The following is a 14,319-nucleotide window of genomic DNA, read 5'->3' on the forward strand; positions in this document are numbered from 1 at the left end:
GCCGCCTTTCTGTAAACAGAAAGGCGGTTAGCGCTGAGGTACTACGAATAAGCATCCATTGGCAGACAAGAACAAACAAAATTCCGATCGCCAAAGGCTGCATCAATGCGACCGACAGCTGGCCAGAATTTATACTCACGAGTCCAAGGCGCAGGATAAGCAGCTTGTTCGCGAGAATAAGGATGATTCCATTCTCCGGTAATCAGACTTTCGGCAGTGTGGGGTGCGTTCTTCAAAACATTATCTTGGATATCCACCTTGCCAACTTCTATTTGGGCAATTTCTTGGCGAATAGCAATCAACGCATCACAGAAACGATCCAACTCTTGTTTAGATTCACTTTCTGTAGGTTCTACCATGATTGTACCCCCAACAGGCCAGGAGACAGTCGGCGCATGGAAACCGTAATCGATCAGACGCTTGGCGACATCATCGATTTCGATCGCAGCTGATTTTTTTAGCGATCGCAAATCTAAAATACATTCATGGGCAACTAGACCATTTTTCCCCTGATACAAAACCGGATAGTACGATTCCAGTTTCTTGGCAATGTAGTTAGCGTTGAGAATCGCCACCTTAGTTGCTTCGGTCAAACCATCTGCACCCATCATGGCGATGTACATCCAAGAAATCACCAAAATACTTGCACTACCCCAAGGTGCAGCCGCCACAGCACCAATATGCTGGGTACTGGGGATTGGGGATTGGGAATTGGGAATTTCTTCTTTCCTAGTCCCCAGTCCCCAGTACCCAGTCCCTATCACAGGATGTCCGGGGAGAAAAGGCACGAGATGAGAGGCTACCCCAATGGGCCCCATACCAGGGCCACCGCCACCATGAGGAATACAGAAGGTTTTATGCAAGTTTAAATGGCAGACATCCGCGCCAATATCTCCAGGACGGCAAATTCCCACTTGGGCATTCATATTTGCCCCATCCATGTAAACTTGTCCACCGTGACTATGGACAACAGCGCAGATTTCCTGAATTGGCTCCTCAAATACACCATGAGTTGAGGGATATGTCACCATTAAGGCGGCTAATTCATTGCTGTGTTTTTCTGCCTTCGCCTTCAGGTCATCAACGTCAATATTACCTTGTGAGTCACAGGCAACAGCCACTACCTTCATCCCACACATCACCGCACTCGCTGGGTTTGTCCCATGTGCCGAGGTGGGAATCAAACAGACATTGCGGTGTGTTTCACCCCGATTTTCGTGATACTGACGAATTACTAAAAGTCCAGCGTACTCACCCTGAGAACCAGCATTTGGTTGCAGAGAAATACCAGCAAACCCAGTAATTTCAGCTAACCATGCCTCAAGTTGCTCAAACAAGATTTGATAACCTTGAGTTTGCGATGCAGGTGCAAATGGATGAATCTTGCCAAATTCTTCCCAACTTACCGGAATCATCTCAGCAGTTGCATTCAACTTCATTGTGCAAGAACCCAAAGGAATCATCGATGTCGTTAGCGACAAGTCCTTGCTTTCTAGCTTGTGCAGATAGCGTAATAACTCAGTTTCTGAATGATAGCGGTTAAAAACTGGGTGAGTGAGATATGTACTGGTACGGGAGAGAGAGAGATGGGGGGAGGGGGAGATAGAGAGAAGCGGAGAAAACCATTCCTCTAAGCTGAAGGGTAGTTCATTTTCGCCTGCGAAGATTGCTAAGATGTGAAGCACATCATCAACTGTAGTTGTTTCATCCAGGGATATACCAACAGCAGTTGCATCAAAAATCCGCAAGTTAATTTGAAGCTGTTCGCTATTTACCAGAATATCTTCTAAATTGTGTGTTCCCAGTTCTACTCGCAGCGTATCAAAAAAATCTTTGGAACTGATGCTGTAACCCAAACGCTTCAGTCCTTCTGCCAATAACACCGTCAAAGAATGGATATTTTCAGCAATTTGCTTTAGTCCAGCAGGGCCATGATAGACAGCGTACATACTCGCCATCACCGCCAGTAGCACCTGTGCAGTACAAATATTACTAGTAGCTTTCTCGCGGCGGATGTGCTGTTCGCGGGTTTGCAAAGCGAGACGTAATGCAGGCTTACCTTGAGCATCTTTTGATACACCCACAATTCGCCCTGGAACCAGCCGTTTATACTCTTCCTTCGTAGCAAAGTATGCCGCATGAGGCCCCCCAAACCCCAACGGAATACCAAAGCGCTGGGTGCTACCGACAGCAATATCAGCGCCAAATTCCCCAGGAGGGGTGAGCAAAGTTAAACTTAAAGGATCTGCTGCTACCGTCACCAATGCACCCTTAGCATGGGCTTTTTCTATAAAAGCGCGGTAGTCGTAAATGGTGCCATCACTTGCAGGATATTGCAGAACAGCCCCAAAAATTGGTTGATCAAAATCAAATGTTTGATGATCGCCGATAATGATCTTAATCCCTAATGGTTTAGCCCGTGTTTGCAACACGTCGATAGTTTGGGGATGGCAGTCATGAGAGACGAAATAAGCATTTGCCTGATTTTTACAAACACCATAGCTTAGGCTCATTGCTTCAGCTGCGGCTGTAGCTTCATCCAGTAACGAAGCATTGGCGATTTCCAAACCTGTGAGGTCGATAATTAAGGTTTGAAAATTTAGCAGTGCTTCTAGTCGCCCTTGGGCAATTTCTGGTTGATAAGGAGTGTAGGCAGTATACCAACCGGGATTTTCTAGGATGTTACGCCCAATTACAGGTGGGGTAATAGTGTCGTAATATCCCATACCGATGTATGAACGGAAAACCTGATTTTTGGCAGCAATTTTTTTTAAAGATGTCAGTGCTGCATACTCACTTTCGGCTTCTGGTAACTTTAGGGGTTGCTTCAGCCTGATTGTCTGGGGAACTGTTTGGTCAATTAGGGCATCCAGGCTGGGAAATCCCAAAACCTTAAGCATAAGCTGGATGTCGTCGGAATTAGGGCCAATATGTCTTGGCGCAAAACTACTCAACTTTTGACTTTTTTCGTCCAGCACTTGCTGCTCATTAGACTTGAGAATAGGGGCGTTCAATACCACAAATTACTCTCCAGATGGTACTATTTCATATTTTGCAATAAATACTGATGAGAAGTAGGTGTAACTTTTCAATTTATCTAAATTTCATGACTTATTTTCGAGTGGAATGGAAAAGGGCAGGCGAGCAGAAGGGAATTTGCTGCAAGTCTTTCCCCTCTACCCCCTATCCCCTCTGCCTCTTCGCCTCTTTCCTACTCCCCTTCCACCTGGGCACGATACTCATCTGCTGTCAAGGCATCTTCAACTTCACCAGGGTCATTGACGCGCACTTTCAAAAACCACCCTTCTCCGTAGGGGTCTTCTGACACTTCTTCAGGAGAATTAATTAAGGCTTCATTGCGTTCTATAACAGTACCGGTGACTGGTGAATTAAGCTCTTCAACGGCTTTCACTGATTCAATTGTGCCAAAGTTTTCTCCCCTGGTAAGAGCGTCGCCAATTTCTGGCAGTTCCAAAAAGACGATATCACCCAATTCATGTACGGCAAACTCAGTAATGCCAATGGTGGCAATTTCGCCATCTATTCGCACGTATTCATGAGAATCGAGGTATCTAAAATCTTGAGGATATTCAAAAGACATATCACTTCCTCTCCCTTATCAAAAAAATTATTGCCCCAACAGTCATCCAAGCCATATATGGTAATGAACCTTACTGTAGATTGAGTAACTCACAACACATTATTCCTCAAAAACCTTGGCGCTTGTTAGTTAGCAGCACGATTTTTTGACCGATAAAAAGGACGTTTAACTACAACTGCTGGGTAAGCTTTGCCGCGAATTTCGACTTCTAGCTGCTGACCAACGGTTGCTAATTGGGTAGGAACGTAAGCTAAAGCAATGGGATAACCCAGTGTAGGCGATAGAGTGCCACTAGAAACTTCTCCCACAACTTTACCTGTGGATAACACTTGGTAGCCATGACGGGCAATATTGCGTCCTTGGGTTTGTAAACCCACCAATCGACGCTTCACTCCCTTGGATTTTTGCTCTGCTAAAACTTCTCTTCCAATAAAATCACCTTTGGTATCTAAGTGGACTAGCCACCCCAAACCTGCTTCTAAGGGTGTGGTGGTGTCATCAATATCTTGTCCGTAAAGTGCCATCGCTGCTTCTAGGCGCAGAGTGTCTCTTGCACCAAGTCCACAGGGGATAACACCACTTTTATGGAGACTTCGCCACAATTCTACTCCCACATCTGGGTCTACCATCACCTCAAAGCCATCTTCTCCGGTGTAACCTGTGCGGGCCAGGAAGGCAGGTTTGCCTAGTAGGGTTGCTTCTAAATGTCCGAAGGCTTTGATTGGTTGTAAGTCTTCTTGCACTAAAGGTTGGAGATATTTAATCGCTTTTGGCCCTTGCACGGCAATTAAGACTTTATCTGGTGAAAGGTCTTGGAATTGCACTTTATCCAGGTCAAGATGTTGCAAAATCCATGCTTTATCTTTACCAGAGGTTGCTGCATTGACGATGATAAATGCCTTTTGTATACCAGTGGTGTCTTCACCTTGGTAATAAACAATGATGTCGTCAATAATTCCCGCTTGGTGGTTTAACAATACGGTGTATTGTGCTTGACCGGGTTGCAATCGGCTCAAGTCTGAAGGCACTAGAGACTGGAGTTGGGAAATGAGATTTTTACCTTGGAGGGTAAATTTACCCATGTGGGAAATATCGAACATTCCGGCTGTATTTCTTACAGCCTCATGTTCGCGGCTAATGCCACTAAATTGTACGGGCATTTTCCAGCCACCAAAGCTGGTAAAGCGGGCTTTGAGTTCTACACCCACTTGATATAAAGGGGTTCGCGCCAGAGATTGGGTGTTGTCTTCTTGATTAGCCACAGGTAATTTTGCGATCGCACCTCAACATATATCATCCTACGAGATGCTTTCTGGTTTTACAGTCTTGTGTATCGAATTGGGGCATTGAAAAGAGGCAGAGAGCAGGGGGGCAAGGAGACAAGTGGAGAGATTTATTCAATAATTCTCCCTTGTCTCCTTTGTCCTCTTCTGTGAGGTTTAATAGTTAATGGTAGAAGTGTTGAGATTTATTAAGAAGAGATTATGAAATATTGGCGGCTGTTAGCTAGCTTTGTCTTAGCTATGGTTCTTTTTTTGTTTCCCCTATCGGCACAAGCTGCAAGTTCTTCTAGTATTACCCGTTCTGTGGGTAATGATGAACTCAAGGGTAAGGATTACTCTGGTCAAAGTTTAGTTGGTACTGAGTTTACCAATCTCAAATTAGAGAATGCTAATTTTAGCAATGCTGACTTACGTGGTGGCGTGTTCAACGGTACCCTATTGGAGGGAGCAAATCTGCATGGTGCTGATTTTAGTGAAGGCATAGCTTATCTCACAAGGTTTAAGAATGCTGATTTAAGTGATGCGGTGTTGACCGATGCAATGATGCTGCGTTCTATTTTTGATGATGTAAATGTCACAGGCGCTGATTTTACGAATGCAATTTTAGATGGGACGCAAGTGAAAAAGCTTTGTGTTAAAGCAAGTGGGGTAAATTCTAAAACTGGTGTAGATACTCGCCAGTCTTTAGGATGTAAGTAAAATCTAACCCCTCTTCTTCGCTGGTGGAGAGGGGGATATTTTATTTACGAATTACGAATTACGAATTAGGCGCAGCGTTCGCGTAGCGTGCCGGAGGCAATCGCTAGCGATATGCTTCTCTTAAAAAGCTGGCATAATTTGCCCGAATCGTCATAGTAGTAGGATGACCTACACCTAAAGTTCGTTCGCAAATTTTCAAAGCTTGCTCAAATAAGGGTTTGGCTTTCTTGTAGCGTCTTGTCTGACGGTAGAGTGATGCGATATTATTCAGGCTAATGGCAACATCGGGATGTTCCTCTCCCAGTAGGCGTTTACTCAGTTCTAAAGCTTGCCGATACAAAGGTTCAGCTTTACTGTAGCGTCTTGTCGATTCGTAGAGTTGCGCTAAATTATTCAGGCTAGTGGCGACATCAAGATGGTTGTCTCCTAGCAGACGTTTTCTCATTTCTAAAGCTTTCTTCAGCAAAGGTTCGGCTTTGCTATAGCGTCCTGTATAACAGTACAAGGCTGCTAAATTGTTCAGGGTAGTGGCAACATGGGGATGTTCTTCTCCCACTAGGCGTTTCCACAGTTTTAAAGCTTGCTGATACAAAGGTTCAGCTTCTTTGTAGCGTCCTGTAGATTCATAGAGTAATGCCAAATAGCTCAAGGTAGTGGCAACATCGGTATGTTCCTCTCCCAACAGGCGTTTTCTCAGCTCTAAAGCTTGCTGATAAAGTGGTTCAGCTTCGCTGTAACGTCCTGTAAAATCGTAAAGTTGCGCTAAATTGTTCAGGCTAGTGGCGACATCGGGATGTTCTAAACCAAGACGATTTTTAGTTAGTTCTACACACTGCTGCAACCAAGGTTCTGCTTGCTGATAAAGTCCTTGACCTTGATAAAACCAGGCTAATTTGGTAAATAGAGTAATGAGATCTTCATCGCTCACATACTGGGATAAGTGGGTTGCAACTTCTGTTATGTGCGGGATATGTGGAGTGAAATTGACAATATCTTCAGGGGTAAGCTGTTGCGGAATTAGCTTTGCTACCTCTAACATCATCGCTGCAAATTTAGTTTTTGCTTCATTCGCCTCACCTGATTCCTCCAACTTCATTTGGAAAAGTTGCCGAATCGTTGGATTTAGATGATAAATTCCTTGATTTTTTTGTTGTAGTAAATGTAATTTCAGTAAGTCGGCTATAGCTTTCTCCCAAAGTTCTTGTTTTTTGTCATCTTCTACCGTCCCAATAGATAATGGAATGTCAGCTAAGGCACACAAACTTAGCAAACAGCCAAAGCTTTTTGCATTTTCATCCAACTGTTCCCAACTCAACTCAAAAGCTTCAGCTACACCGTCTTTATCAGGCATCAATGAGTTATCATTGACCACGTTTTCATGTTCCACTCGCTTTTTCTCTAGCCGCTTCAGTAGTGTTTCCAGAGACAAATCTGGCATCTTATCCAGATATTGCCCTACTAACTCTAGCGCTAAAGGTAAATATCCTAAAAATTTACAAATTCTTCTCGCAATCCAAGGTTCTTTTTGCAGTCTTTCCCGATCCACTAGCGTTTTTAATAATTTCATCGCCGCTAATGGTTTAAGGATATTCAATTCGCTATTATATTTTGCTGTCAGGTAAGATTGTAATTTTTGTAGTTTGTCCCGACTGTTGGAAATTGTTAACTCAGGATAGTTTTGGACAAACTTGTTATATACTTCATCTAGCAACTTTTTGAAAACAGCAATATCAACGTTTAATTCGCTAGCAAGTTTCGCTTCACTTTTACCTAAGTGTTCAGTCTGAAAACACTCTACAAAAGCTGCTGTTTGCTGTAGGGATAAGCTATGGGTAGCAGCTTCTTTGGCTAGAAAATTAGCCCATTGCATAAACAGTTTGTCAACTTTATTTTAGATTCTACTTCGTCTACATTGGGAAATCTCCTCCCTTGGGGGTGGAAATCCTATTTACATAGAAAGATTTCAAAGCAGCGGCTTATGGTTAGTAATCTTCATTTGAGCCTCTGAGGGTGAAGGTTGAGCCTTTTAACCTCAAATTTTGAGTTTGGATATCACAAGGGCCAGGTAGTATTTACAACGAGCTACGCCTATACTCTATTTTTACTGTACTTTGGATACAGGTATTAAATTATAGTTACAAATGATACTATCGCTGATAACTTAGGAACGAATTAATTAATATTTGCCTCTTGAGTAATGATCTCTAACTTTTGACCATTAACTAATGACTCAAGTAGATATTCTCATCCTATCAAATGGCCCTGGTGAGGTAACAACCTGGGTGCGCCCAGTAGTAAGGGCATTGCGGCAAAAATTCGGCGATGACCGAAATCAAGTGAGGATCAGTGTAATCTTATCACCTTGCTCAAATGCTAGTGGTAAAGAAGCTGCGATCGCACTTTCTTACCCAGAAGTAGATAGAGTACAGGCCGCAGAGCATTTTTGGCAATTTTTGCTCTGGGGTAAAACTATTGACAATTGGGACTGGAGAAGTCGTGGTGTAGTTGTTTTTCTCGGTGGCGATCAAATTTTCCCTGTAGTTATAGGTAAAAAGCTCGGATATCGCACAGTAGTTTACGCCGAATGGTCAGCCAGGTGGCATAACTGGATTGATCGTTTTGGCGTGATGAAACCTGAAGTTGCGGCCCGCGTTCCTGAAAAATATGCTCACAAATTTACCGTTGTGGGTGATTTGATGGTAGAAGCTAGTAGTCATTCGTCCAACGACAAAGGACAGATGACTAATGACATAGACCCTTCAGCGACTTCCCACAGCGTAGGAAAAAAGACTGAATTGATTGGTCTACTCCCTGGATCAAAAGCAGCAAAATTAGCCCAAGGAGTACCATTAATTTTAAGTATTGCCGAATATGTTCACGCGAAAAGACCGCAAACTAAATTTGTAGTTCCTGTAGCCCCAACTTTGGATTTACAAACTTTAGCTAGTTTTGCCGATCCTCAAAGGAACTCTATTGCTGAAATCTTTGGTTTTGGTGGTGCTTCCTTAATTGTCCCAGAGGACGATAGAGGCAAAGCATTGCTCAAAACAGCAACGGGCGTAACTGTGGAACTGTGGCAAGAAAACCCCGCATATCACTTATTATCCCAGTGCTGTATCTGCTTGACTACAGTGGGAGCAAACACTGCCGAACTCGGTGCTTTAGCAGTGCCAATGATTGTTTTGCTGCCAACCCAGCAACTTGATGCCATGCGTGCTTGGGATGGTTTACCTGGGTTGTTAGCAAATCTGCCAGGGGTAGGTACACTTTTTGCTAACGTAATCAATTGGTTATTCCTAAGATTCGTGAGACGCAAAGGTTTATTAGCATGGCCAAATATCTGGGCACAGGAAGAGATAGTACCAGAACTTATGGGTAGAATTCAACCAGCAGAAATTGGGGAAATGGTTGTAGACTTATTAGCCCATCCAGAAAAATTGGATGATATCCGCGCTAAACTCCGTAATATTCGTGGCGAAAGCGGTGCAGCCCTGAAGATAGCGCAGATTATTTGCGAGGAAATTGAGAAGTAGGAGGAGAAGTTGCAGTCAGTTTTTTCTGTTCATCTCTCTACTTAATCGGAAGATTCTCCATCCCTGCGCCCAAGTTCATAAATGCCGGCACCCATACAAGCTAATATTCCTGTACTAATTCCCCAACTCTCACCTAAACTAATTTCCAGACCCCAGTTACATAAAGCACCAACTACCAGAAAAGGCGTGATGCTAAATAATGAGGCGTAGAAAGCATTTTGGGCTTCTCTGCCTTTGCGAGTCTTTTCAAACTCTGTTTGGCTAGTATAAAGCGATCGCTCGGCAAAGTTAAACCAACGGTTGAGTTGTTCGATTACCCATTGATTGACAGGGGAAAAACCTAGATATAGCGCCAATGACCACAAACTCGCTCCGGCGATCGCGATCGTGTCTAACTCAAAGGAAAAAGGTAAAATTTCAGTCAGCATTGCTTATGGGAGTCCTGCAAAGGGTCAACTTTAGCTTTTAGTAGATGCTAAAAAAACCTCTTGTGCAATTTTAAGCATAAAGGTCAACAAGATTTCAACTAGTTGGCAACTCTTCTTACCAAGTTAAGTAAATCCAGTCAGTTAAGATATCAATCCAGATTTTGCAGCCCCATCGCAATCTTACTATGTTTCTCAATTTGCCCCATCACTTGTTTGGCTCGTTGAATCACCACTGCTGGTAAACCCGCTAATCTTCCTGCCTCAATACCGTAAGATTTATCAGCACCACCCGGTTGGACTTGGTGCAGAAAGATAATTTGGTCGGGTAATTCTTTCACCGTCACTTGATAATTAGCCACATTCGGCACAATGCTAGCTAGTTCATTCAATTCATGGTAATGAGTCGCAAAAATCGTTCGCGCCCGAATATCCACTGCAATATATTCCGCCACGGCCCAAGCGATGGAAAGACCATCAAATGTTGCTGTTCCACGGCCAATTTCATCTAATAATACCAGCGACCTAGATGTGGCATGGTTGAGAATATTCGCCGTTTCATTCATTTCCACCATAAAAGTAGATTGACCAGTTGCAAGATCGTCTACTGCACCTACACGAGTGAAAATGCGATCGCATATTCCCAATTTGGCAAACCTAGCTGGTACAAAACTACCAATCTGCGCCATTAACTGAATCAATCCCACCTGACGCAAATAACAACTTTTACCGCTAGCATTTGGTCCGGTGAGGATAATCAAATCGGGATTGTCATTTGTCATTTGTCCTTGGTCATTTGTTATTTGTTCTTGATTATCTGCTAATGACAGATGATTAATGACTAATGACTCTTGACCTAATTGAGTCGAATTCGGCACAAAGAAACCCGCAGGTAAAGACTGTTCCACCACCGGATGACGGCCATCAACAATGTTTATCTCCCTTCCCGACAACATTTCTGGACGACAATAACCTTGATGCACTGCCAACTCAGCCAAACCACACAATACATCCGCCGCCGCGACTGCACGAGATAGATTGCGAATTACTTCCGCCTCTTGTGCTACCTCTTCCCGCAATGCCGTAAAAATCTCATACTCCAACTGATTTAAATCATCCCGCGCCGAGAGAATCCGGGCTTCTCGTTCCTTCAAATCTGGGGTAATGTAACGTTCCTCATTGGTCAGGGTTTGCTTGCGGATGTAATTAGCAGGTACTTGGTCAGCTTTGGTGCGAGAAATACTGATGTAATAACCAAAAGTTTTATTAAATCCTACCTTCAATGTCGAAATTCCCGTCTTAGCCCTCTCCTCAACTTCTAAGTTGGCAATCCATTGCTGGTCTGCTTCTACAGTCGCTTTTCTTTCATCCAAAAGAGGATTGACGCTAGGGCGAATTAATCCGCCTTCTTTGATTAGTATGGGTGGCGACTCCACAAGGTGCGCGTGTAACTTTTGTGCTAATTCTTCCAACACACTTGGGACTTTCTGCAAAGCTTTGAGGAATGGAGAATGTGCTTCAGTAACTAAATGAGATAATTCTGGTAAACGAGAGAGAGAATCTGCCAAAGCTACTAAATCTCTAGCATTAGCTGTACCAGAACCAGCCCTTCCGGTGAGGCGTTCCAAATCATAAATTTGGCGTAATAACTGCCGTAAATCTTGACGCAGAGGCGTATTTTCCATCAATTCTTGGATGGTATCAAGACGTGCCCGAATGCCTTTAATATCGAGTAGTGGTTGCAATAACCATCGCCGTAAAGCCCGCCCACCCATCGCTGTACTCGTTCTATCCAATGACCAGAGTAGGGAACCATGAAAAGTTCCATCCCGGACGGTTTGGGTAATTTCCAGGTTACGGCGGGTTTGACTATCAACAATTAAGTAGTCGGTGACAGTGTAGGTACGGAGTCTTTGCAGGGGAACTGGGTTTTCTTTTTGGGTATCTTCCAAGTATTCTAAAAGACCACCAGCTGCACGAACAGCGAGGGGAAGATGATCGCAACCGAGTCCTTCGAGCGATCGCACTTTAAATTTCTGCAATAATCTAGGTCTAGCTTCGCCTTGAGAAAATGGAACTTGCGATCGCAAACTATAGCAAAATGATGGTGGCAAACACTCCGGTAGATGAGGTGAAGTTTCTCCCGGACGTAGCAAGCTACCCAAATCAGGCGCATTTGTTGGAACTAGCACCTCTGAAGGTTGCAAGCGCATTAATTCCTGTGTCAAATGTTCTAAATCACTACCTTGAGTTGTCAGAAATTCCCCTGTGGAGATGTCTGCATAAGCTAAACCCCAATGATTTGCGGCAATTACTACTGCTGCAAGGTAATTATTGCGACTGGATTTCAGCATTCCTTCTTCTAGCAAAGTGCCTGGGGTAAGAATGCGCGTTACTTCTCGCCGCACCAATCTACCCGCAGCTTCCGAAGCATCTTCTACTTGGTCGCAAATTACAACTGCATAACCTTTTTCTACTAGCATCGTCGCGTAGCGTTCCCAAGCATGATGTGGAACACCAGACATCGCCACTCGTCCCTGTTCGCCAGCTTGTTTGCTAGTGAGAACTAATTCCAATTCTTGCGCTAGTTTTACAGCATCTTGGAAATAGCATTCAAAGAAATCTCCTACCCGATACAACAATACCGCGTGAGGATATTTATCCTTCGTCTCGACATAATGCAAGTACATTTGACTTAGCTTACTGCGATCCACCTGTTGATGGTCAGAAATAAAAGTACTTGCGTCGGGTTTGGTAGATGGAGTTTCAGAGTGAGAGGCGGTCATAGATGCTATCGAGTTACGCACGGAAATTCCACAATATCCGATGATAACGTGATGTGAAAGTTGAATGGCGATCGCTCAAGGATATTTTACCAAGAAGGGCTAAAGGGGAAAGGGTAAGGGGCAAGGGAAAAAGAAAAAACTTTTCCCCAGAAGGTATAAAGCCGAATGGCACTAAGAAAAGCTGAAACCTCGTCAGGGCAGGGTGTGGGAGGACGGGGAAGAAGTCTTATCCCCCACACTCCCCACACCCCCCACACTCAAGCTCATTTCTCACAAGTGAGAAATGCGGGGTAGTGCGATAACTTAGCAGCGTCCATGTCTTGAAACACCTGTTTTTAAATATGGGGTTCCCTTTCCCCTTTCCCCCTTGACCTTTCCCCCTCTTTTTCATCTTTAGATGATCAGTGGCTCAAGTTCCCGATTATGCCATTGTCGCTGATGCCATTCGGCAACCAAAGGACGGACAATAAACTTAGGTTGTCCATCGCCTTTAACGTCAATGCGTAAACCTGAATAAGGTCGTCGCTTCTGAGAACCTTGACCGTTGCGACCAATGAAGAGATGCGATCGCGCCACTAATTTATTTTCCTCCATTAAATCTGCTCCCTCAATTCTTTGGCGGCGTAAACTAAACCCGCTACCACCACAAACAAGCCAGTGAATACCAGAATCAGCGTGTCCTGTATCCATTGTCTCCAGATGTTCTAAGCAGTGGGCGTGACCATTTAATACCAAATCAACCAAAGGACGACCCTGATTTAGAGAACCTATTTCTTTCGCTACTGCATCCAGCACACCACGAAAGCGATCGCGAATGATCAAAGTTTGTGCTTGTTGCCACTTTGTCGCCTCAGTTACATAAGGAGGATGATGGAAATAAATCACCCTTCCCCGAACTTCTGAATTATTCCAAGATTCAATTAATCTTTGTTTGAGCCAGTCTAGTTGTTCAATATCAGTCTGCATTGTTTTGTCACTAGCTAATTGCTTCTTGATATCAACAATAATTTCTTCAATTTGTGACAGCTTGGCGTGGTAATCGTCTAATTGATCGGCTTCAATGGGGTTTTCAGGACGAAGCTTGGCCGAGGTTTCAATAATGTACTGTTTTTCTTGTTCTAAATCTTCACGGCGCTTTTCTAAGATTTTGCGATCGGCATCACCTTGTTTTGTTTTAGGTAGAGGTGGTGGATCGTTAAATGTATTAGAATCTAAGGCAAAGAAATCAATCCCGCCATAGCGAAAAGTGTAATAACGATTGGGAAGGCGGGTAAAATGCCCAGGTTCATACTTAAGACAAAGACCTGTATCTGTCTTACCTGTGTAGTGCTGATCTAAATGGCTGCTTAACTCTCCTGGAAGTTGCAACGCCTTCAGATAGTCTATAAATGCGTGTGCGTAAGCCTCACCAGTTCCTGAGCCATGCAAACCCACATCTAGGTCTAAGCGCGATCGCAACAGACGACGAAGGGGTAATGTTGTGAGAGAGGCAAAGCTCAATAAAATCGGCAAGTTATAATAATCGTGATTTCCCGGTACTGGTAAAATGGGCAGCTTAAAAATCATCTGATCATAAGCAATCCGCTTCGGATGCTCTCCGCCCAAGATAAACTCTCGGTAAGGCTCGATGAAGTTTTGCTGGTAGTATTCACTCGAACCCACTAAGTAAATTACATCCCCGGTATGCAGCATAAAACGGGATTCATCGTGATGAGGCAACATCAGTTCAGCTATCTGTCGTTGGGGATTGTGTCCCCGATGCTTACCAGAACCACTATCACCCACAACTAAAAATGAAAACTCAGGATTATCTTCTTGACCATCCTCCAACACCATGCGAGTTTGGTCGATGTTCCGTTCCACAATTAACGGATCTTGCCATCTGACTCGCTGATTCATTTTACGAATTTTGTTAGCGATCGCTGGATCTGATACAAGTTTCAATGCAACATACTCCTGAATCTTGAATTGCAGGGGGCAGGGGGGCAGGGG

At 43.9% G+C, this 14,319-nt stretch carries 9 protein-coding genes; 2 read left to right on the plus strand and 7 right to left on the minus strand.

Annotated features, from left to right (window positions below; all coding sequences use genetic code 11):
• Positions 1–41: 41 nt before the first annotated feature.
• The 3 genes from gcvP to gcvT form a co-directional block, all read right to left on the minus strand.
• Positions 42–3,020, minus strand: coding sequence for an aminomethyl-transferring glycine dehydrogenase (gene gcvP, locus G1O98_RS22915; RefSeq protein ID WP_163932254.1), 2,979 nt, complete (start codon positions 3,018–3,020; stop codon positions 42–44).
• 191 nt (positions 3,021–3,211) lie between these two features.
• Positions 3,212–3,601 (minus strand): glycine cleavage system protein GcvH, encoded by a 390-nt coding sequence (gcvH, locus tag G1O98_RS22920; RefSeq protein ID WP_069072677.1) that lies wholly within the window; start codon positions 3,599–3,601, stop codon positions 3,212–3,214.
• A 125-nt stretch (positions 3,602–3,726) separates the two neighbouring features.
• Positions 3,727–4,863, minus strand: a complete 1,137-nt coding sequence (gene gcvT / locus G1O98_RS22925; RefSeq protein WP_163932257.1) for a glycine cleavage system aminomethyltransferase GcvT — start codon at positions 4,861–4,863, stop codon at positions 3,727–3,729.
• Between the two features lie 222 nt (positions 4,864–5,085).
• Here gcvT and G1O98_RS22930 point away from each other — a divergent pair, with 222 nt between their 5' ends.
• Complete coding sequence (locus G1O98_RS22930; RefSeq protein WP_163932260.1) at positions 5,086–5,583, plus strand: pentapeptide repeat-containing protein; 498 nt, start codon at positions 5,086–5,088, stop codon at positions 5,581–5,583.
• A 103-nt stretch (positions 5,584–5,686) separates the two neighbouring features.
• Here G1O98_RS22930 and G1O98_RS22935 read toward each other — a convergent pair whose 3' ends face one another.
• Positions 5,687–7,453: a tetratricopeptide repeat protein gene (locus tag G1O98_RS22935; protein ID WP_163932263.1), complete on the minus strand. Its 1,767-nt coding sequence runs from the start codon at positions 7,451–7,453 to the stop codon at positions 5,687–5,689.
• A gap of 355 nt (positions 7,454–7,808) precedes the next feature.
• On the opposite strand from G1O98_RS22935, the gene G1O98_RS22940 reads away from it, so the two are divergent.
• On the plus strand, positions 7,809–9,116 hold the full coding sequence (locus G1O98_RS22940; RefSeq protein WP_163932266.1) for a lipid-A-disaccharide synthase: 1,308 nt from the start codon (positions 7,809–7,811) through the stop codon (positions 9,114–9,116).
• A 41-nt stretch (positions 9,117–9,157) separates the two neighbouring features.
• On the opposite strand, the gene G1O98_RS22945 is transcribed toward G1O98_RS22940, so the two are convergent.
• The 3 genes from G1O98_RS22945 to G1O98_RS22955 all read right to left on the minus strand — a co-directional run bounded on the left by G1O98_RS22945 (position 9,158) and on the right by G1O98_RS22955 (position 14,271).
• The gene (locus G1O98_RS22945; RefSeq protein WP_163932268.1) at positions 9,158–9,544 is read right to left on the minus strand and encodes a hypothetical protein; all 387 of its coding nucleotides are present in this window, start codon (positions 9,542–9,544) and stop codon (positions 9,158–9,160) included.
• A gap of 149 nt (positions 9,545–9,693) precedes the next feature.
• Complete coding sequence (mutS, locus tag G1O98_RS22950) at positions 9,694–12,327, minus strand: DNA mismatch repair protein MutS (protein ID WP_163932270.1); 2,634 nt, start codon at positions 12,325–12,327, stop codon at positions 9,694–9,696.
• A 393-nt stretch (positions 12,328–12,720) separates the two neighbouring features.
• Positions 12,721–14,271, minus strand: a complete 1,551-nt coding sequence (locus G1O98_RS22955) for a metallophosphoesterase (RefSeq protein ID WP_163932272.1) — start codon at positions 14,269–14,271, stop codon at positions 12,721–12,723.
• Positions 14,272–14,319: the final 48 nt, after the last annotated feature.

The organism is Nostoc sp. UIC 10630 (genome assembly GCF_010747425.1).
GTDB lineage: Bacteria > Cyanobacteriota > Cyanobacteriia > Cyanobacteriales > Nostocaceae > Nostoc.